This is a genomic window from Pseudomonas sp. P7779 (assembly GCF_013386315.1).
Lineage (GTDB): Bacteria > Pseudomonadota > Gammaproteobacteria > Pseudomonadales > Pseudomonadaceae > Aquipseudomonas.
Genome location: NZ_JACARZ010000044.1, coordinates 1 through 21,169, shown reverse-complemented (window position 1 = coordinate 21,169; position 21,169 = coordinate 1). Strand labels below are relative to the sequence as shown.

At 62.9% G+C, this 21,169-nt stretch carries 16 protein-coding genes; 14 read left to right on the top strand and 2 right to left on the bottom strand.

Annotated elements, in window-relative coordinates:
- The first annotated feature begins 89 nt into the window (after positions 1-89).
- The 3 genes from HX869_RS14685 to HX869_RS14675 are packed head-to-tail and all read left to right on the top strand — an operon-like array spanning position 90 to position 2,829.
- Complete coding sequence (locus HX869_RS14685) at positions 90-878, top strand: ABC transporter ATP-binding protein (RefSeq protein WP_003217364.1); 789 nt, start codon at positions 90-92, stop codon at positions 876-878.
- A complete protein-coding gene (locus tag HX869_RS14680; RefSeq protein WP_008439045.1) occupies positions 875-1,822 on the top strand; it encodes an ABC transporter substrate-binding protein in 948 nt (315 codons plus the stop codon). The genes HX869_RS14685 and HX869_RS14680 overlap by 4 nt, the downstream gene beginning before the upstream one ends.
- Positions 1,819-2,829 carry an iron ABC transporter permease gene (locus HX869_RS14675; RefSeq protein WP_003217368.1) on the top strand — a complete coding sequence of 337 codons (1,011 nt, stop codon included), beginning with the start codon at positions 1,819-1,821 and terminating at the stop codon, positions 2,827-2,829. Before HX869_RS14680 ends, HX869_RS14675 begins: the two co-directional genes overlap by 4 nt.
- Here the strand turns inward: HX869_RS14675 and HX869_RS14670 are convergent.
- Positions 2,826-8,747 carry a hypothetical protein gene (locus HX869_RS14670; protein ID WP_178903258.1) on the bottom strand — a complete coding sequence of 1,974 codons (5,922 nt, stop codon included), beginning with the start codon at positions 8,745-8,747 and terminating at the stop codon, positions 2,826-2,828. The two genes, HX869_RS14675 and HX869_RS14670, sit on opposite strands and share 4 nt — an antisense overlap.
- A 297-nt stretch (positions 8,748-9,044) precedes the next feature.
- Between HX869_RS14670 and urtA the strand changes: the two genes are divergently transcribed.
- From urtA to ureC, 11 genes are all read left to right on the top strand, one after another.
- Positions 9,045-10,310, top strand: coding sequence for an urea ABC transporter substrate-binding protein (urtA, locus tag HX869_RS14665; RefSeq protein WP_003217372.1), 1,266 nt, complete (start codon positions 9,045-9,047; stop codon positions 10,308-10,310).
- A 134-nt stretch (positions 10,311-10,444) separates the two neighbouring features.
- Positions 10,445-11,947, top strand: coding sequence for an urea ABC transporter permease subunit UrtB (gene urtB / locus HX869_RS14660; RefSeq protein WP_003217374.1), 1,503 nt, complete (start codon positions 10,445-10,447; stop codon positions 11,945-11,947).
- Complete coding sequence (urtC, locus tag HX869_RS14655) at positions 11,947-13,026, top strand: urea ABC transporter permease subunit UrtC (protein WP_008439056.1); 1,080 nt, start codon at positions 11,947-11,949, stop codon at positions 13,024-13,026. Before urtB ends, urtC begins: the two co-directional genes overlap by 1 nt.
- Positions 13,023-13,883: an urea ABC transporter ATP-binding protein UrtD gene (urtD, locus tag HX869_RS14650; protein ID WP_372865356.1), complete on the top strand. Its 861-nt coding sequence runs from the start codon at positions 13,023-13,025 to the stop codon at positions 13,881-13,883. The genes urtC and urtD overlap by 4 nt, the downstream gene beginning before the upstream one ends.
- Before the next feature lie 127 nt (positions 13,884-14,010).
- Positions 14,011-14,709: an urea ABC transporter ATP-binding subunit UrtE gene (gene urtE / locus HX869_RS14645; RefSeq protein ID WP_178903256.1), complete on the top strand. Its 699-nt coding sequence runs from the start codon at positions 14,011-14,013 to the stop codon at positions 14,707-14,709.
- Positions 14,710-14,739: 30 nt separating this feature from the next.
- Entirely contained in the window at positions 14,740-15,579 is an 840-nt protein-coding gene (locus HX869_RS14640) for an urease accessory protein UreD (protein ID WP_178903255.1), read from the top strand.
- 148 nt (positions 15,580-15,727) lie between these two features.
- A complete protein-coding gene (gene ureA, locus HX869_RS14635; protein ID WP_003217383.1) occupies positions 15,728-16,030 on the top strand; it encodes an urease subunit gamma in 303 nt (100 codons plus the stop codon).
- A gap of 9 nt (positions 16,031-16,039) precedes the next feature.
- Positions 16,040-16,561: a GNAT family N-acetyltransferase gene (locus HX869_RS14630; RefSeq protein ID WP_003217385.1), complete on the top strand. Its 522-nt coding sequence runs from the start codon at positions 16,040-16,042 to the stop codon at positions 16,559-16,561.
- Positions 16,562-16,566: 5 nt separating this feature from the next.
- Positions 16,567-17,097, top strand: coding sequence for an N-acetyltransferase (locus HX869_RS14625; protein ID WP_178903254.1), 531 nt, complete (start codon positions 16,567-16,569; stop codon positions 17,095-17,097).
- Positions 17,094-17,402, top strand: a complete 309-nt coding sequence (locus tag HX869_RS14620; protein WP_003217389.1) for an urease subunit beta — start codon at positions 17,094-17,096, stop codon at positions 17,400-17,402. The genes HX869_RS14625 and HX869_RS14620 overlap by 4 nt, the downstream gene beginning before the upstream one ends.
- Before the next feature lie 128 nt (positions 17,403-17,530).
- Complete coding sequence (ureC, locus tag HX869_RS14615) at positions 17,531-19,231, top strand: urease subunit alpha (RefSeq protein ID WP_087693127.1); 1,701 nt, start codon at positions 17,531-17,533, stop codon at positions 19,229-19,231.
- Here the strand turns inward: ureC and HX869_RS14610 are convergent.
- Positions 19,228-20,685 carry an NEL-type E3 ubiquitin ligase domain-containing protein gene (locus HX869_RS14610; RefSeq protein WP_256736767.1) on the bottom strand — a complete coding sequence of 486 codons (1,458 nt, stop codon included), beginning with the start codon at positions 20,683-20,685 and terminating at the stop codon, positions 19,228-19,230. The genes ureC and HX869_RS14610 overlap by 4 nt on opposite strands.
- Between the last annotated feature and the right edge of the window lie 484 nt (positions 20,686-21,169).

Sequence of the window (21,169 nt, the reverse complement as noted above, 5' to 3'; positions counted from 1 at the left end):
TGTGTCAGGCACTGTATCTGTTACTGATCCACCGCTTTCGCGAGCAAGCCCGCTCCCACATTTGTCCTGTGTTGGACCTGAGAGTAAAGATGACCTCACTCAACCTCACCGCCCTCGCCTGGACCCCACCAGGCCACGAGCACTGTCATCACCAGTTCCAACTGCGTGACGCCAGCCTGCACGTGAACGCCGGTGAGTTCGTCGGGCTGATCGGCCCCAACGGCAGCGGCAAGACCAGCCTGCTGCGCTGCGCCTATCGGTTCAGCAAACCGGCTGACGGTGAGGTGCTGCTGGAACACCAGAACGTCTGGAAGCAATCCTCGAAGTGGTGCGCGCAACGCATTGCCGTGGTGCTCCAGGAGTTTCCCGACGCCTTCGGCCTGCGGGTGGATGAAGTGGTCGCCATGGGCCGCACACCGCACAAGGGCCTGTTCGACAGCGATACGCTTGAAGACCAGAACCTGATCCGCCAGGCCCTCGATAACGTCGGCCTGCTGGGCTTTGAAGACCACGCCTTCGCCACCCTCTCGGGCGGAGAAAAACAGCGGGTGATCCTCGCCCGCGCCCTGGCCCAGCAACCGCAACTGCTGATCCTCGACGAACCGACCAACCACCTCGACCCGCGCTACCAACTGCAATTGCTGCAACTGGTCAAGCGCCTGAACATCGGCACCCTGGCCAGCATTCACGACCTGAACCTGGCCGCCGCGTTCTGCGATCGGCTGTACGTGATCAACCACGGGCGCATCGTCGCCAGCGGCACACCTCACGAAGTGCTGACCGCCGAATTGCTGCGCGAAGTGTTCGGCGTTGAAGCATTGATCGACACTCACCCCTTGTCCGGCTACCCCCGAATCACCTGGATAACCCAACCATGATCCTGCGCTCCCTGCTGTCTCTCGCGTTGCTGCTCGGCACTTCCCAGGCGTTCGCCGAAGCGACCCATTACCCGCTGAAAATCCAGAGCTGCAACCGCGAAGTGACCTTCGCCGAGGCACCAAAACACGCGGTCAGCCACGACATCAACATGACCCAGATGATGCTCGCCCTGGGCCTCAAGTCGCACATGGCCGGCTACAGCGGCGTGACCGGCTGGAAGTCGGTCACCCCGGAAATGGCACAGATTCTCGACGGCCTGCCAGAACTGGCGAGCAAATACCCGTCGGTGGAAACCCTGCTCAACGCCAACGTCGACTTCTTCTTCGCCGGCTGGGACTACGGCATGCGCGTCGGTGGCGACCTCACCCCGCAAACCCTGCAACCGTTGGGCATCAACGTCTACGAGCTGACCGAGTCCTGCGCCTTCGTGATGAAGCGCCCGGCGGCCACCCTGGAAGACACCTATAACGACCTGCGCAACCTGGGCAAAATCTTCGACGTGCAGGACCGCGCGAATGCCTTGATCGCACAGATGCAGGCACAGGTCGCCCAAGTGCAGGAAAACCTGCCGGCCGACAAGCCCCGCGTGTTCCTCTACGACAGCGGCGAAGACCGCGCCATGACCTCCGGCCGCCTGGGCATGCCCCAGGCGCTGATCGACGCCGCCGGCGGGCGCAACATTCTCGATGACGTGGACGCCAGCTGGACCCGGGTCAACTGGGAAACCGTGGTGGAGCGCAACCCGCAGGTCATCGTGATCGTCGACTACAGCGAAATCACCGCCGAGCAAAAAGAGCAGTTCCTGCTGAACAACCCGGCGCTGCAATCGGTGGACGCGATCAAGAACCAGCGCTTTATCGTGATCCCCTACGTGCAAGCCACGCCGGGCATCGACAACGTGCTGGCGGTTGAAACCCTGGCCAAGGGGTTTCACGGCGAATGATCACCCGTCGCTATGCCCTGCTGCTGAGTGCCCTCGGCGCGTTGTTGCTGATCTCGTGCGTGGTCTCGCTGGGGTTCGGCTCGGCGCGGGTACCGGTGGACGTGGTGTGGCGGATCCTGCTGCATAAAGCCTTCGGCGTTGGCGAGGTGGACTGGAGCGCGGGGCAGGAACATATCGTGTGGCTGATCCGCGTGCCGCGCATGCTGCTCGGTGCCCTGGTGGGCGCAGGGCTGGCGTTGATCGGTGCGGTGTTGCAGGCGGTAACGCGCAACCCGCTGGCGGATCCGCACCTGCTGGGCGTGACTTCCGGTGCCACCCTCGGCGCGGTGATCGTGGTGCTGCATGTGGGTGAAGTGATCGGCTTGCTGACCCTGCCCATCGCCGCGTTCATCGGTGCGTTGCTGAGCATGATCGTGGTGCTGGCGGTGGCCAGTCGCAACGGTCGGCTGGAGAGTGACCGCCTGCTGCTGTGCGGGGTGGCGGTGTCGTTCGTGATGATGGCGGTGGCCAATTTGCTGCTGTTCATGGGCGACCATCGCGCGGCCTCGGCGGTGATGTTCTGGATGCTCGGCGGCCTCGGGTTGGCGCGCTGGGAACTGCTGGCCATTCCCTTCGCCACGGTGTTGCTGGGGCTGGTGTTGCTGCTGGGGATGGCTCGCCCGTTGAACGCGCTGATGGCCGGCGAACAGACCGCCGTGACCCTGGGCCTGAACGCGCGCAATGTGCGGCTCAAGGTGTTCCTGATCGCCTCGCTGATGACCGGCGTGCTGGTGTCCATCAGCGGCTCCATCGGCTTTGTCGGGCTGATGGTGCCGCACATTGCCCGGCGCCTTGTAGGTGCCGAACACCGGCGTTTGCTGCCGGTGTGCGTGCTGTTGGGCAGTGTGTTCCTGGTGTGGGTGGATGTGGCGGCCCGCACAATGATTGCCCCCGAAGACCTGCCCATCGGCGTGGCCACGGCGGCCATTGGCGGGTTGTTTTTTATCGGGCTGATGCGGCGGCGTTAACCCCCCTGGTCGGCCTGCTTGAATGCATGCAACAAGCGCCGCGCCACCTGGCTGCGGGGTTGCCAGAAGCGATCGGTTTCCAGGATGGTCAGCTTGCCCGAGGTCGCCAACCGGCGGATCACCTCGCTGGGCTTGACCTTCACCACACCCGTGTCTTCGTCGATCCAGTCATCGCGCAGCAACTGGCTTTCGTCCGCGTGATAGCTGGGCTCATACACAATCAACGCGCCGTGCACCGGGGTGAAGTAGTAACGCGCCCCCGCGATCTTGTCCTGGCGCAGCATCTCGATGAACCCGCGGATTTCCTTCTGGGCAATGAAGTTGTGGGCCAGGCCTTCTTCGTAGCGATCCGCCAGATGCTGGCGCTCGGTGTCGAGCTTGAACAACTGCTGGACGCCCATCACCTTGTAGCCCGCCGGGTAGCGGGTCGATGTGCCGGGGTAGCCGAGGTTCATGATGCCTTCGAACAAAGCCTTGTAGGCCGGTGTGTCCGGCCGCAGTCCCACGGCCACCGAGGGGCCCGGGTCTGCCACCGGTTGCACGGCGATGAAGGTGTCGCTGTCGCCGTTGCCCAGCACCGCTCCCAGCCGCGCCTGATGCTCCAGCGGCACAACCTGTTGCCATACCTGGCGCGCGGCATCGTCCGGGTGGGCGCACAACGGGCCCAGGGCCATGCGGGTATCGCGCACTGCCAGTGTCGTGGCCAGGCGCGTTATCCGGGGCAACAAGGCATCCCAGAACGGGCTGCTGTCGAGTACCCGCAGCTCGCCGGACTCCACCAGTTTCAACACATGGCTGTCGATGCTGCCACGACTGTTGAGGTGTTTCAGATACGCCGCCTGCCGGCGGCTGGAATCCCAGTCCGGGTCGATCCTCACCGCCTGATACCGAAACAGTGAGCCGTCGCGACACGACACATACAACGCCAGGAACCGCTCACTCTGTGCCACCCGCAAAAAGCTCAGCGCCGCCAGCACCACGGCCGGAGCCATCAGTTGCGCGTAGCCTTCGGCCTGAGGCAACTCGGGCGCAGCGCGCTGCGGCAGCCTCAGATACAGGCCTTGCAGGCTGTACCCGCTCGGCAACTGCCCGCGCAGGAACGCCCGGTCGAGGGCAAAGCCCAGGTCGTCGCCCTTGACCGGCGCACAGGCGACAAAATGCCCATTGTCGGAGGACTTGAGAATCACGCCAAAGCTCAAATCGGCGCGCCCCTGGGCGTATTGATGACCATGGCGTGCCGCGTCGTCAGCATGCTTGAACACCGGGCCCAGCTGCCGATCCGCCACGGCATGGACCGCCGCCTGCGGTGCAACGTAGGCCAGGCCGGGCATCCAGCCCGGCAGCACACGCTGGGCAGTGCCCCACAACGGGCCGCCCTCCAGTACTTGCAAAGTCCCCACCCGCGCCAGCTGATTGACCAGCTCGGTGGGGGTCTTGCGGCCGCTGCGCATCTGCTGCTCGACGGCATTGCTGTAAGGGTCGTGCAGCGCCAGGCTGTTGGGGGCCAGGGAGGTTTCCAGGTGGCTGAGCAACTGCGTCGCTTCGTTGCGCCGGGCCGAATCCAGCAAGCTGCGCTCGGCGTCCTGGGTACTGAAACCGATGAGTGAGCCGTCGGGCGTCAGCAGGTATTCGTGGGTCCACAGGTGACCCGACTTCAGGGCGGTCTCCAGTACTTTGGTCGAGAACAGGTTTTGATACACCGCGTTTTCTTCAGAGGGTAACCAGAACTCCAGCACCCGGGCGACACGTGACCGGTAGCGCGCGACCATTTTCCAACCAGGGGCCAGCAGCGCCTGGCTGACGTCCAGGCCCGGCAGGATGACGTTCGGGTCGAAGTCTTCACTCAACACCGGCACCGCCAGGGTCGCGACAAACTTGCCGTTGCGCTGCAACACCAGCCCGCCTTGCAGCGTGTCGCGCTGTGTGCCCAACTGTTGCTGGACGTAACGCACCGCATCGGCCTGGTTGCTGAACAGCGGGCTCAATGGGCGACGCATAAAGTTGGCGAAGGCGGTCCATGGGGCCTGGCTGACATCCAGCTTACCCGCCAACGCCCAGCATTCGCTCGGCACCAAAACGCTCAACCAGCTCAACTTCGCCACTTCGTTGACAAACCCGACCGCCGAGAGCTGCCCGCTGGCCATCAAGGTCTGCACGTCTTCATAGACCCCCGACGGCTGGCGGACCGGGTTGAACAGCGTCGATGCCACCGGCGTTTGTACCTGCAGCAGCGCCTGGTCCAGTGTCGAGATAAACACCGGCAAGCCCGTCAGTGCGCCTGTCTCCCGTTGGCGCTTGGCCTCGACGGTGGCACTGGCCAGATCCCCGGCCGAAATAAAATGCTGCGCCAGCCAGTGTTCGGCGGTGGTCAGCCCCTGTGGCATCCAGTTGCGCCGGTAAACCAAGGCGTGCAGTTGATAACCCGCGGGGTAAATGAACTCGCCTTCGTCATCCACGGCAAACACGGCGCTCAAGGCGAACAGCCCGGCCCTATCCCAGGCGGGTACAAGCTCGGAGCAGACAAAGGCGTCCTGATCGCGATGCTTGAGCATGAAACCGAAACCGGTTTGCGTCGGTGCTTCATGGTCCAGGCGCGTGTGCAGTGCCCGAGCCGCGTCAGCGGCACTGGCGCAGACCGGGCCATAGGCAATCTGCTCCGGACGTTCGCGCCGGGGTATCGGAAGGCGTGGCCGCCAGTGTTCGGCGATCAGCCCCGGCGCGCCCCACAACGGGTTGGCCTGCACCACCCGCACGCTGCCGGCCGCCGCCACCTGGCTGATCCACTCCCGCGCCGTCAGCGTGCCGCTGGCCAGGTTGAGGGCCGTTGGGCTGCGATGGGGCAAGGGGTCGAGCGCCTTGAACAGGTTCGCCTGGGCGGCAGAGTCGATCAGGTCATACGCCAGCAAACAATCTTCGGCGCCCGACAGGTAGGCCACGGACACCTGTTGGCGATTGCGGATCAGCGTGTGCACGTCCAGGGCGCTGAACATCTGCGCCTCCAGGCAGGCATCGTCCCGCGACCAGCCCGGGCGCTGCAGGCGCTCGGGTTCCAGCAACGAAACCCCGCGGTTGGAACCGTACACGGCCTTGAGCATGTGACCGGGCGGGAGCAGTGAGCGGCCCTTGACGTCCTGGGGGTAGACAACGCCCAGGGCAAAGCGCCCGGCGTCGCTGGCCGGCAATGGCTCAGTGGCCACGTAGAGACCGTCCGGGCGCTGCAGGATATAGCCGCAGTATTCGCCCTCACGCCAGCTGCCGATTTGCCCGTGGGCATAGCGTGCCGCGTCTTCTACCTGGAGAAACCCGCGGCTCAGTTGCGGGCGGGGTGCCAGTGCGTAAGGTCGCCAGGTGTCGGCGACCAGCCCCGCCACATCCCACAACGTGCCCGGTTGCAACACCGACAGCGCCCCGGCGGCGGCGACCTTTTGGATCATCTCGTGGGGCGTCACGGTGGCGGCCCGCAGTTCATCCCCCAGCCCGTTGTCCGTCACCCGGCCATCGGGCAGCACCTGGTAGAGCTGGCTTTCCTCGGCCGAGCCGGAAGCGTCATAGGCCAGTTGAGCGCCGTCCGCCGTGCTGAGGTAGAAGGCCAGATTGCTCTCGGGGTGGATGCGCAGCGCGGCAATCCCCTGGGCAAAATCCGTGGTGTCGATAAAGCCCTCGTACAACCAGGGTTCGGCGCCGATGCCGGAGGCGTCCGGTGCGCTGCGGCAGTACCAGCCACGCAGGGCGAAGCCTGGCGGCAGGCTGGCATTGCCAAAAACATTCGCCAACACGAAAAGGGTTTTGCCGGCGGGTATCGGTGCGCAAGGCTCGCTGACCACATACTGCTCTGCACTCGAGTGCTTGAGGATGCAACCGACTCGCCGGCCATCCGCCGTTGCCTGCATACGGTCATGGGCATAACGGGCGGCGGTTGCCAGGTCAGTGAAAACCCAGCTCAGGGGCGTATCAATGGGGGCTGCGGCGGCGAAAGGCGTTTCGGGCTCCCAGGTGGCCGGGACCCGGCCCTGGACGTTGTACCAGGTCTCATCCGCCAGCAGCACCGTCAACTCACCGAGTTTTACCAGCTCTTTGATCAGCCCTTCACGCGTGCCGTCAAAACCTTGTGCGCGGGCCACACCCTGGCCATCGCGTTCAACTTGTGCCAGGTACTCGCCGAATTCACGCTCGGCCCGAGAGCCGCTGACAGCGTATTTGATCAACGTACCGTTCGTTCCGCTGGTGTAAAGCACCTTGATCTGATCGGAAAAAACCAGCGTCATGTCGATTGCTTGAGTCGACGGTGTACTGATCAGGAACGCCAGCTGTCGCGAGGTTTTTTGAGGATAGTTGGCACGCACCTCGGCCAGGTCGTAGACAGGTCGATTGAACTCGCCAACCATTTGGTGCCCTTCAAGCTCGACCCGCGTCAGAGCGTTGTCGGTGGGCAATGCCCCGCCCCACAACGACAGCCACTTTTCAGGGTTTGACAGCCTGGAGGCCACAAACAGTCCATCGCTGCGCTTGAAAATGTAAGCCTGGAGAAAAGAGCCGTGGGGTGAACCCACCTTGTAATGCAGGTAGCGTGCGACATCATCGGCAGTGACGAAGGCAGGGCTCAGCGACGCATGGACTTTCGCGAAGGCCCTCCATTGCGGTCCTACCACTCCGGCCTTGTCCCATACCCGTCCGGGCTCAACCACCGTCAGCGTGCCGACGGCAGCCACTTGCCGGACAAACTCGGAAGGGCTCAAGGTAGCGTCCTTCAAGCGTCCGTCGAGATCCGCGCCGCGATTGGCGAACAGCTGGGACTGCGCCTGCGAGCCGGTGCAGTGGTACATCAGCAGCGCGCCGTCGTTGGCGCGCAAGTAAAAGTGCAAGCCCAGGTCGTCGGTCCCCGCCATCATCACCACGGCAGCCAACGCGGAAGCCGTGAAGAAGTTTTCCGCCAGCCACGACTCTTTCGCCACGGTCGGTTTCGCTTGCGGTGATAGGGAGCAGTAAATACCGAAGGTCAAAAACTCACTGTCCGCCTTGTGCACTTTTGGCAGTGACAACTTGCCACTGGTCAGCGCAAACGCCGCCTTGAGTTCATCCGACGGAAATTCGGCCACGTACTGGTTCGACGCGCTTTTGTACAGGTAGCCAAAGAGACTCTCCTGCCGTGCAAACCCCAGCGGCGGCAAGACTGATCGCACCGCGTCCTGCCACCGGCGGCTGACTTGGCTGGCGAGAGGCGCCAGTGCGTCCTGCCCGATTTGCGACAGGGTTTGATTGAGGGTCCACGGCGCCAGCAGTTGGCCAGGCTTTCCACCCAGCTCGGCGTTGGCAACGATGACCCGCAGGTAGCCGGCCCTGGCCGTCTCATTGATAAAGGCGATGTAGTCGTCGAAATCGGCCGCAGGCTTGGCCGCCATCAACTGGTTCAAGAAGCTGGCCTCAGTCGCAGAGCCGCTGCTTTCATACTGGATGAGCGAGCCATAGAACCCGGACAGGTAGTAACGGGTGCACAGCATGCGCACCTGGATGATGATGCGCAGGATATTGATGGGGAAAAAGCTGCGATCCAGGCGGCGCTGCGCGCCTGTCCAGTGCTGTATCTGCGCGGAGCGTCGGGTGCCATCCTCGCCGCGCGAACTGTACAGGGCGTGAACGTTGTGGCCCTCGTACGCCAGGAAATTCCTGTTGGCATCGACCTTGAGCAGGTCGCTCTGGAAGTCGAATGCAGTGGCGGTGCCGGCCACCGGCACGCTTGGCAGGTACATCCCGTCATCACGCTTGAAAACCAGCCCGCCAAATACCGTCTCGCGCCGGTTGCCGATCTGTTGATGCGCCCAATGGGCGGCATCATGGTCGGTGACGAATGCCGGCCCCAGATGGGGAACCGGCCTGCGCGTGCTCGCCGCTTGATCGTCTTGAATGTGAGTACTGTCCATGTTCATCGTCACTTGAGTGAAGTTAAGAAAACTGGCGCTGCCCCTGGGTTGCCGGGGGCACCAGGCAGGCTTCACTTTCAAGGGTTTGGCCGGACGCAGGCATTAGATAGTTAAGGCTCGGGGCGCCAGGCACCATCCGGGTGCGCCTGCACGCACAGCCTGCGTTGATTGGCGCCGCATTGGTGCATCGCCCACCCCCACAGCCCGGTCACGGCTCGCGCGCACCACGATTGCGCGCCCCGGCACAGCCTTTGCAATCACTCCCTCATCACATCATTGAGTCATGGAGATTGCACAATGAAGCGTCGCAGCTTGATCAAGGCTTTCACACTGTCGGCATCCATCGCCGCGATGGGCATGACCTGGACGGTACAGGCCGCCGAGACCATCAAGGTCGGCATCCTGCACTCGCTGTCCGGGACCATGGCGATCTCCGAGACCTCGCTCAAAGACATGGCGCTGATGACCATCGACGAGATCAACGCCAAGGGCGGCGTGAACGGCAAGATGCTCGAACCGGTAGTGGTGGACCCGGCTTCCAACTGGCCGCTGTTCGCTGAGAAGGGCCGCCAGTTGCTGACCCAGGACAAGGTCGCCGTGGTGTTCGGTTGCTGGACCTCGGTGTCGCGTAAATCGGTATTGCCGGTGTTCGAAGAACTCAACGGCCTGCTGTTCTACCCGGTGCAATACGAAGGCGAAGAGATGTCGCCGAACGTGTTCTATACCGGTGCGGCGCCGAACCAGCAGGCGATCCCGGCGGTGGAATACCTGATGAGCGAAGAAGGCGGCGGCGCCAAGCGCTTCTTCCTGCTGGGCACCGACTACGTGTACCCGCGCACCACCAACAAGATTCTGCGTTCTTTCCTGCACTCCAAAGGCGTAGCGGATAAAGACATCGAAGAGGTCTACACCCCGTTCGGCCACAGCGATTACCAGACCATCGTGGCCAACATCAAAAAATTCTCGGCCGGTGGCAAGACCGCAGTGATCTCCACCGTGAACGGCGACTCCAACGTGCCGTTCTACAAAGAGCTGGCCAACCAGGGCCTGAAGGCTACCGACGTACCGGTCGTCGCCTTCTCCGTGGGTGAAGAAGAACTGCGCGGCATCGACACCAAGCCGCTGGTGGGCAACCTCGCCGCCTGGAACTACTTCCAGTCGGTGGAGAACCCGGTGAACAAGAAATTCGTCGCCGACTGGAAAGCCTACGCCAAGGCCCACAACCTGCCGGGCGCGGACAAAGCCGTGACCAACGACCCGATGGAAGCCACCTACGTGGGCATCCACATGTGGGCGCAGGCGGTGGAGAAAGCCAAGTCCACCGACGTCGACAAAGTGCGTGAAGCCATGGCCGGGCAGACCTTTGCCGCGCCGTCCGGCTTCACCCTGACCATGGACAAGACCAACCACCACCTGCACAAGCCGGTGATGATCGGCGAGATCCAGTCTGACGGGCAGTTCTCGGTGGTGTGGCAGACCCAGGAGCCGATTCGTGCCCAGCCGTGGAGCCCGTATATCCCTGGCAACGACAAGAAGCCGGATTACGCCGTCAAGAGCAACTAAGACCGACTCGGTCTAAATGTGGGAGCGGGCTTGCTCGCGAAAGCGGTGTGTCAGTCGACGCATCCGAAACTGAGCCAGCGCTTTCGCGAGCAAGCCCGCTCCCACATTGTCCGTGCATGATCAGGACATTTTGTATGCCCACTGCCCTATACCGCTTCATCCTCGCCGCCCTGCTGTTGCTGCCCCTCGCCGCACACGCCAGCGACGCCGAAGACTTCATCAACGCCAACCCGATGCAACAAGCCAAGCTGCTCCAGGACTGGGCCGCCCAGCCCGACCCGGCGCGCATCGAGCTGGTGGACGCCCTGCAACAAGGCCAGATCAGCGTCAACGGCGAAACCAAGACCGTACGCCTGAACAACCGCCTGCGCGGCCTGATCGACAACGTGCAAGCCAGCCAGGAATTGCTCGCTGCCGACCCCAAGGTGCGCCTTGCCGCCGCCCAGACTCTGCAAAAAAGTGCACAACCTGCGCAGCTGAAATTCCTCGACCAGCAACTCGCCGGCGAAACCAATGATGACGTACACACAGCCCTCAGTCTCGCCCTGGCCAACCTGCAACTGGTAGACCCCGACCCGGCCGTGCGCCTGGCCGCCGTGCGCTTGCTCGGCGGCACCGGCGACCCGCTGGCCCGCACTCGCCTGGAAGCCTTGCTCGCTCCCGGCGTCGAAGCCGACGCCACGGTGCACACCGCCGCCGAGACCAGCCTGGCCCAGGTCAAACGCAAACTGATGGTGGGCGAGATTCTCGGCCAGGCCTTCAGCGGCATGTCCCTGGGCTCGATCCTGCTGCTGGCGGCGCTCGGCCTGGCGATCACCTTCGGCCTGCTCGGGGTGATCAACATGGCCCACGGCGAGATGCTGATGCTCGGCGCCTACTCGACCTATGTGGTGCAGTTGCTGATGCAGCGCTACGTGCCCCAGGCCATCGAGTTCTACCCGCTGATCGCGCTGCCGGTGGCGTTTTTTGTCACCGCCGCCATCGGCATGGCCCTGGAGCGCACGGTGATTCGTCACCTCTACGGCCGCCCGCTGGAAACCCTGCTCGCCACCTGGGGCATCAGCCTGATGCTGATCCAACTGGTGCGCCTGGTGTTCGGTGCGCAGAACGTTGAAGTGGCCAACCCCGAGTGGCTGTCCGGGGGAATCCAGGTGCTGCCCAACCTGGTGCTGCCGTACAACCGCATCGTGATCATCGCCTTCGCGCTGTTCGTGGTGGTGCTGACTTGGCTGCTGCTGAACAAGACGCGCCTGGGCCTCAACGTGCGGGCCGTCACCCAGAACCGCAACATGGCCGCCTGCTGCGGCGTGCCCACCGGACGCGTGGACATGCTCGCCTTTGGCCTCGGCTCCGGCATAGCGGGCCTCGGTGGCGTGGCCCTGAGCCAGATCGGCAACGTCGGCCCGGACCTCGGCCAGAGCTACATCATCGACTCGTTCCTGGTGGTGGTACTCGGCGGTGTCGGCCAGTTGGCCGGTAGCGTCATGGCCGCCTTCGGCCTGGGGATAGCCAACAAGATTCTTGAACCGCAGATCGGTGCCGTGCTCGGCAAGATCCTGATCCTCGCGCTGATCATTCTGTTCATCCAGAAACGCCCGCAAGGACTCTTCGCACTGAAAGGACGGGTGATCGACTGATGAACCAGCCATTGATGCTTACGGCCGCGCAAAAGGCCGGCCCCAAGGTGACCGTCGCGGTCGGTGCAGTGGTGCTGATCCTGCTGCTGGCGCTGCCGTTGTTCTCGCTGTTGTCACCGGAAAATCCGCTGCACGTTTCCGCCTATACCCTGACGTTGGTGGGCAAGATTCTGTGCTACGCCATCGTCGCCCTGGCGCTGGACCTGGTGTGGGGTTATGCCGGGATGTTGTCCCTCGGCCACGGCCTGTTCTTTGCGCTGGGCGGTTATGCCATGGGCATGTACCTGATGCGCCAGGCGTCCGGCGATGAGCTGCCGGCGTTCATGACCTTTTTGTCGTGGACCGAGTTGCCGTGGTACTGGACCGGCACCAGCCACTTCCTCTGGGCGATGTGCCTGGTGGTGTTGGCACCGGGCTTGCTCGCGTTGGTGTTCGGGTTCTTCGCCTTCCGCTCGCGGATCAAGGGCGTGTACTTCTCGATCATGACCCAGGCCCTGACGTTCGCCGGGATGCTGTTGTTCTTCCGCAACGAGACCGGGTTCGGCGGCAATAACGGCTTTACCAATTTCCGCAGCATCCTCGGGTTTGGCATCACCGAGCCGGGCACGCGAGCGGCGCTGTTTGTGGCCACCGTGGTGTTGTTGGTGGCGAGCCTGTTCATCGGCTGGCGCCTGGCCCAGAGCAAGTTCGGCCGGGTACTGACAGCGCTGCGGGATGCGGAAAATCGCCTGATGTTCTGCGGCTACGACCCGCGTGGCTTCAAGCTGTTCGTGTGGGTGTTGAGCGCGGTGCTGTGTGGTTTGGCGGGCGCGTTGTATGTGCCGCAAGTGGGCATCATCAACCCCAGCGAAATGTCGCCGACCAACTCCATCGAGGCCGCTGTGTGGGTGGCCCTCGGCGGGCGTGGAACCTTGATCGGCCCGCTGCTGGGCGCCGGTGTGGTTAACGGCATGAAGAGCTGGTTCACCGTGGCGTTTCCTGAGTATTGGCTGTTCTTCCTCGGTGCGCTGTTCATCATCGTCACCCTGTATTTGCCCAAGGGTGTGATTGGCCTGCTGAAGAAGAGGGGCGACCAATGAGGATCACAGCGACGGCCGAATTTATGCTCGAACCTATCCTTGAACCCAATAAAGACCAGGGCAGCGCCCGCGATGCCATCGGCCTCGGTCAGGCCGCCGGCAAAGGCCTGAACACCCGCCACGGCACGATCCTGACCCTGGAAGACATCAGCGTCAGCTTCGACGGCTTCAAGGCGTTGAACGACTTGAACCTGTACATCGGCGTCGGCGAATTGCGCTGCATCATCGGCCCCAACGGCGCGGGCAAGACCACGCTGATGGACGTGATCACCGGCAAGACCCGGCCCAGCCACGGCAAGGCCTGGTTCGGCGAAACCCTCGACCTGACGAGCATGAGCGAAGTGCAGATCGCCCAGGCCGGCATCGGTCGCAAGTTCCAGAAGCCCACGGTATTCGAAGCCCTCAGCGTGTTTGAAAACCTGGAGCTGGCGCAGAAGACCGACAAAACGGTGTGGGCCAGCCTGCGGGCGCGCTTGAGTGGTGAGCAGAAAGACCGCATCAGCGAAGTGCTCGACACCATCCGCCTCACCGCTTCAGTCAATCGCCCGGCCGGCTTGCTGTCCCACGGCCAGAAACAGTTCCTGGAAATCGGCATGTTGCTGATGCAGGACCCGCAACTGTTGCTGCTGGATGAACCGGTGGCGGGCATGACCGATGCCGAAACCGAGTTCACCGCCGAGCTGTTCAAGCGCCTGGCGGGCAAGCATTCGCTGATGGTGGTGGAACACGACATGGGCTTTGTCGGCTCGATTGCCGACCACGTGACGGTGTTGCACCAGGGCAGCGTGCTGGCCGAAGGGTCGCTGGAACAGGTGCAGGAAAATGAGCGGGTGATCGAGGTTTACCTCGGCCGCTGAACCTGATCGTTCCCACGCTCCGCGTGGGAACGCATCCGGTGACGCTCTGCGTCACACGGCGGACGCGGAGCGTCCATTGCGGCATTCCCACGCAGAGCGTGGGAACGATCATTAAGGGGAACTGAACATGCTGCAAGTCTACAAGCTGCACCAGTACTACGGCGGTAGCCACATCCTGCGCGGGCTTTCCTTTGAGGTAAAAGTCGGCGAAGTCACCTGCCTGCTGGGCCGCAACGGCGTGGGCAAGACCACTCTGCTCAAGTGCCTGATGGGTTTGCTGCCGGCCAAGGAAGGTGCGGTGAACTGGGAAGGCCGCGCCATTACCGGCTTCAAGCCGCACCAGCGGGTGCACGCCGGTATCGCTTACGTGCCCCAGGGCCGGGAGATTTTTGGCCGCCTGACAGTGGAAGAAAACCTGCTGATGGGCCTGTCACGCTTCCCCGGCTCCGAAGCCAAGGAAGTGCCCGCCTTCATCTACGAGCTGTTCCCGGTGCTGCTGCAAATGAAGCAACGCCGGGGTGGTGACTTGTCCGGCGGCCAGCAACAGCAGCTGGCTATCGGCCGGGCCCTGGCCAGCCGCCCGCGCCTGCTGATCCTCGATGAACCCACCGAAGGCATCCAGCCGTCGGTGATCAAGGAGATCGGCGCGGTGATCAAGAAGCTCGCGGCACGCGGCGACATGGCGATTCTGCTGGTGGAGCAGTTCTATGATTTTGCCGCGGAACTGGCCGACCAGTACCTGGTGATGTCCCGGGGCGAAATCGTCCAGCAGGGGCGTGGAGAAAATATGGAAAGCGAGGGTGTGCGCGGGCTCGTTACGATCTAATCTGTAGCGTCCTAACGATAAGCACTGACCATGACCCTACCTGCCCCCACCGCGCTGTTCACCCCAAGCTGGCACGCCGAGCTGGAACTCGGCTACGCGCGTTTCGGCGACACCACGCGCCCAGTGATGCGCCGCCACCTCGGCCCACTGCGGGTGCAAAAGCATCTGTACGCCGAAGGCCCCGAGGTGTGCCAGCACATCATCGTGCACCCGCCGGGCGGGATTGCCGGCGGTGATCGTCTCGATATCAGCGCCCATGTCGCCGAAGGTGCGTGGGCGCAACTGACCAGCCCCGGCGCGGCCAAGTGGTACCGCGCCGGCGGGCCGGCGTATCAGAAACTGGAGCTGACGGTTGAGGCGGGCGCGACGCTGGAATGGCTGCCGCAGGAGACCATCGTGTTCAGCGCCGCCCAGGCCGAACTCACCACCCGCATCGACCTGCAAGGCGATGCCCGGCTGTTTTACTGGGACGTGGTCGCCCTCGGGCGCCCCGCCAGCGGCGAGCGTTTCGACCTCGGGCACTTCCAGTCGCACCTGGATATCCGCCGCGACGGCCAGTTGATTTGGCATGAGCGCCAGCGCATTGTGGGCGCCGACGGTTTGCTCGACTCACCCATGGGGCTGGACGGGCAACCGGTGTTTGCGACCTTGCTGGTGACCGGCGAAATCGACCCTGAACTGCTCGAGCAATGTCGCTCCCTGCCCCACCCGGTACGCGGCGACCTGACCCAATTGCCCGGCCTGCTGGTGGCCCGCTGCCTGGCCAGTGAAGCGCTGCTGGCGCGAGCCTGGCTGATCGCACTGTGGCGCCTGCTGCGCCCGGCCGTGCTGGGCCGCGAGGCTGTATCACCGAGAATCTGGAGCACATGAAGATTAAAAATGTGGGAGCGGGCTTGCTCGCGAATGCAGTGGGTCAGGCAAAGATGCATTCACTGACACACCGCATTCGCGAGCAAGCCCGCTCCCACATTGGATCTCCGGTGTTTTTACGAATGTATTTCATAGTGGACCTTGAACGATGGACCTGACCCCACGGGAAAAAGACAAACTGCTGATCTTCACCGCCGGCCTGGTAGCCGAGCGACGGTTGGCGCGCGGTGTGAAGCTCAACTACCCGGAAACCATCGCCTACATCTCCGCCGCGTTGATGGAAGGCGCCCGCGATGGCCGCACCGTGGCCGAGCTGATGCACTTCGGCACCACCCTGCTCACCCGCGAACAGGTGATGGAAGGCATCCCGGAAATGATCCCGGACATCCAGGTGGAAGCCACCTTCCCCGACGGCACCAAGCTGGTCACCGTCCACCAACCCATCGCCTGAGGCCCGACCATGTCCTTTTTGATTCGTGATGCGGTGCACGCCGATTTGCCAGGGATTCGCGATATCTACAACGACGCGGTGCTCAACACCACGGCGATCTGGAACGAACAACCGGTAGACCTGGGCAACCGCCAGGCCTGGTTCAGCGCTCGTCAGTCGCAGTTTTATCCGGTCCTGGTGGCCGTCGAAGACGAGCAGGTCATCGGCTATGCCTCGTTCGGTGACTGGCGGCCCTTCGAAGGCTTTCGCCACACCGTCGAACACTCGGTGTACGTGCGCAACGACCAGCGCGGCAAAGGCCTCGGCCCACAGTTGATGCAGGTGCTGATCGAGCGGGCGAAAACCTGCGACAAACACGTGATGGTCGCCGCCATCGAAAGCGGCAACCAGGCCTCGATCCGCCTGCATGAGCGCCTGGGTTTCATCACCACCGGGCAGATGCCCCAGGTCGGCACCAAGTTCGGACGCTGGCTGGACCTGACCTTCATGCAACTGACGCTCAACCCAGGCGCTGTGCCGCCCAAGGAGTGACACCGATGAACGCCCAACTGCGTCGAGTCAATGCCGAAAGTTTTGCCCATTACCGCCCGGGTTTGATTGAGCTGTTGCTGGACGCCGTGAAGCACGGCGCATCGGTGGGTTTCATGGCCGACTTCGATGAGGCCCAGGCCAGCGCTTATCTCAACGGCGTGCAGGCCAGCCTCACCGATGGCAGCCTGCTGCTGTGGGTGGTGGTGCGTGATGAACACGTCATCGCCAGCGTGCAATTGGCGCTATGCATGAAAGCCAACGGCCTGAACCGCGCCGAAGTGCAGAAGCTGCTGGTGCACAGCGAGGCCCGGCGCCGTGGCCTTGGCCAGCAACTGATGAGCGCCCTGGAACTGAGCGCCCGCCAGTACAAACGCGGGCTGCTGTACCTGGACACCGAAGCCGGCTCCGGCGCCGAAGCCTTCTACCAGTCGCTGCGTTATACCAAGATCGGTGAATTGCCCGACTACTGCCAAAGCCCGGACGGGCGCTACACCCCGACCGCCATCTACTTCAAGACCCTGGGGCAACCTGCATGATTCCTGGCGAATTTCAGATCCAGCCTGGCGACATCGAACTCAACGTGGGCCGGCGCACCGCCACCCTGAGCGTAGCCAACAGCGGCGACCGGCCGATCCAGGTTGGTTCCCACTATCACTTTTTCGAGACCAACGACGCACTGACGTTCGACCGTGCCGCCAGCCGTGGCATGCGCCTGAACATCCCGGCCGGCACCGCCGTGCGCTTTGAGCCAGGGCAGAGTCGTGAAGTGGAACTGGTTGAGCTGAGTGGCAAGCGCCGGGTGTTCGGGTTTGCCGGGCGCATCATGGGCGACCTGGATTAATGATCGTTCCCACGCTCTGCGTGGGCATGCATCCTGTGACGCTCCGCGTCACGACCTTCAAGAGCGGACGCAGAGCGTCCAGGGCGACATTCCCACGCAGAGCGTGGGAACGATCAGGAACTAAACACATGAAGATTTCCAGACAAGCCTACGCCGACATGTACGGCCCCACCGTTGGTGACAAGGTCCGCCTGGCCGACACCGAGCTGTTCGTCGAAGTCGAACAGGACTTCACCGTCTACGGCGAAGAAGTGAAATTCGGCGGCGGCAAGGTGATCCGTGATGGCCAGGGCCAGAGCCAATTGCTCGCCCATGAGGTGGTCGACACCCTGATCACCAACGCGCTGATCATCGACCACTGGGGCATCGTCAAGGCTGACGTCGGCCTGAAAAACGGCCGCATCGCCGCCATCGGCAAGGCCGGCAACCCGGACATCCAGCCCGGCGTGACCATCTGTGTCGGCGCCAGCACCGAAGTGATTGCCGGTGAGGGCATGATCCTCACCGCCGGCGGCATCGATACCCACATCCACTTCATTTGCCCGCAGCAAATCGAAGAAGCACTGACCAGCGGCGTCACCACCATGATCGGCGGCGGCACCGGGCCGGCCACCGGCACCAACGCCACCACCTGCACCTCCGGCCCATGGCACCTGGCGCGCATGCTCCAGGCCTCCGACTCGTTCCCGATGAACATCGGCTTCACCGGCAAGGGCAACGCCAGCCTGCCGGAGCCGTTGATCGAACAAGTGAAGGCCGGTGCCATTGGCTTGAAGCTGCACGAGGACTGGGGCACCACGCCGGCGAGCATCGACAACTGCCTGAGCGTCGCCGACGAGTACGACGTGCAGGTGGCGATCCACAGCGACACCCTCAACGAATCCGGCTTTGTCGAAACCACCCTCGCCGCCTTCAAGGGCCGCACCATCCACACCTACCACACCGAAGGTGCCGGTGGCGGTCACGCGCCAGACATCATCAAGGCCTGTGGCTTCCCCAACGTGCTGCCCAGCTCCACCAACCCAACCCGGCCGTTCACCCGCAACACCATCGACGAACACCTGGACATGTTGATGGTCTGCCATCACCTGGACCCGAGCATTGCCGAAGACGTGGCCTTTGCCGAAAGCCGCATCCGCCGCGAAACGATTGCCGCCGAAGACATCCTTCACGACCTCGGCGCGTTCTCGATGATCAGCTCCGACAGCCAGGCCATGGGGCGGGTTGGCGAGGTGATCACACGTACCTGGCAGACCGCCGACAAGATGAAGAAACAGCGCGGGCCATTGCCTGGCGACGGCGAAGGCAACGACAACTTCCGCGCCAAACGATACATCGCCAAGTACACCATCAACCCGGCGATCACCCATGGCATCAGCCACGAAGTGGGTTCCATCGAAGTCGGTAAATGGGCCGACCTGGTGCTGTGGCGCCCGGCGTTTTTCGGGATCAAGCCAACCCTGATCCTCAAGGGCGGCGCGATTGCCTCAAGCCTGATGGGCGACGCCAACGCCTCGATCCCCACCCCGCAACCGGTGCACTACCGCCCGATGTTCGCCAGCTTCGGCAGCTCGCTGCACGCCACCAGCCTGACCTTTATCAGCCAGGCGGCGTTGGCGGCAGGCCTGCCGGAGCAGTTGGGGTTGAAGAAGCAGATCGCCGTGGTCAAGGGTTGCCGCGCGGTGCAGAAAACCGACTTGATCCACAACGATTACCTGCCGGATATCGAGGTTGACCCGCAGACCTACCAGGTCAAGGCCGATGGAGTATTGCTGTGGTGTGAGCCTGCGGATGTGTTGCCGATGGCGCAGCGGTACTTCTTGTTCTAAGCCCCAAATACGGCACTGATCGCCTGGTCGGTCAGTGTCGTGTTCAATGAGTTGAGTTCGCTGGTGATGCTGGCAAGCGAAGTGTCGTATTCAGCCCGACTCATGACGGTTCCCGGCAGGCTGTTACCGCGCGGCCGACCGAGGATATCGGCGGTCCTGGCGATGGTGTCGCTCAGGTCCTTCTTGGCCTCGGCAGACAAGCCGCCATCCCTGGCCCATTGCGCTTGCGCGTCCTCGTAGTCGAGCAACGCGTCAGATTTCCGGAAGATTCTCAAGTATTCCACCTTGTGGGCCCGCTCCAGAAACTCCTTCCACATCGGCTGCTCGATCAGGTTCTTGCGCAACTGCTCACCCTGGTCCAGCGCTGTCACCTGCTCGTACGCCGCCTCTACCATGGCCGGCGTCACATACTCTTCGCGGTACAGCATGGTTCTGGCCTGCCACGGCAAGTCCAGGCGGGCGGAAAGCTGCGAGGTGTAAGCCAGGTAGATCTCGACCTCATCAATAGGCGGGATCTCATTGCCTGCGTTGTCGTAATGAGAGACCAACATGCCCTCCTGGTCATACTCCGTATACCTGGCGCCTTGACTGATCAATTGTGCCACGCGCGCATGAGCGATCCGCCCCAACTCCTCCAATCGCCACTTGCCCCTGGCCAACTTGAGCACGCTGCTTCTCACCGCATTCGCGTCTTCATTGGCATAGGCCGAGCGCAACAACACTTCAACCCCCATGGCATTGAACAACTGCGCCCCCGCATCCACGCAAGCCGTGGGGAACTGTGCCATGCGGAACAGCTCCTCTCGCAACTCGGCGTCTTCGCCCATGGCCTCCAGCATGCGCCATACTTTCGCAGTCAGCTCCGGCAGGTAGCGCTTGCCCTCGACTACGGCATCCCCCGATTTGGACAGGTAGCGAATTTCGTTGAAAAAAGCTTCAGAACCGAAGGCATCCTCCAGCCTTTGCCACAATTGCTGCTTGGATTCCCATTCCTCGTCGGTCAATCCCGTTTTCCAGAGTTTGCTATCGGCCCGGCCTTTGGGTGGAAGCTGACGATCCGGATCATTACCGGCTGCCTCGATATATAACCTGAAATCGCTCACGGCTTTAGTACTCAGTAGCTCTCGGGAGAGCGTCGTGCGCGCGATGATCCGGGCGTTATCAGAACCCGGCGCAAATACCGGTACACGGATAAGCGCGTTCTCACGCAAATCCAGAATGAAATGCCGTGGGCGCGGCAGGCGAAACACGCTGGCAGGCCACTCCTCCAAATCTGTTTCAGCCAGCCACAGCTGGCGCAAATCAGGCATGCGACTCACGTCCGGCGCCAGACCCAATGGATTGCTTTCAAGCGACAGCTCCTTGAGCTGTTTCAGTTTGCCCAAGACCATGACGCTCTCCTGACTCAGGACTATTTCATTGCCTCCCAGATACAACTCGGTCAGGTGCGGCATGGCGGCAATGGCCGGCGGCAGCCGCGTCAACCGGCAGGCTTGCACGGACAAGCTGCGCAGNNGTCAAGGCCATGCTGCGCAGGGTCAGCTTACTGACGTGATCAAAGTCGGCCGGCAATGGCGGCAGGGTGCGCAACTGCTGGCGCAATTCGACCCCATCCCACTTGATGGCCTGGCCGAGGTATCGACCATTGCCGTCGATATCCCGCAGCCCGGTTCTGCGCCAGGCAGCCTCAATGGCCTTGACGATCCGGCCCCTGGCCCGATAAATCCGATCTGCCGCCTGGCCACTGGTCGACGCGCCTGCGCGAGCGCTAATCTGCCAGGTTCGCAACGTCTGAGTCAGGTTGCTGAATTCGCTTTCGAGTTCCTGTACCCAGGTGAGATCGAGTGGGTCGCCAAGAGGTCTCAACTCGGCAATTTCGTTGGCGGTGATGTCCGGGTACAAGTTGCGAATGCGTGCCTGCAGGCTCCGCTCAAACGC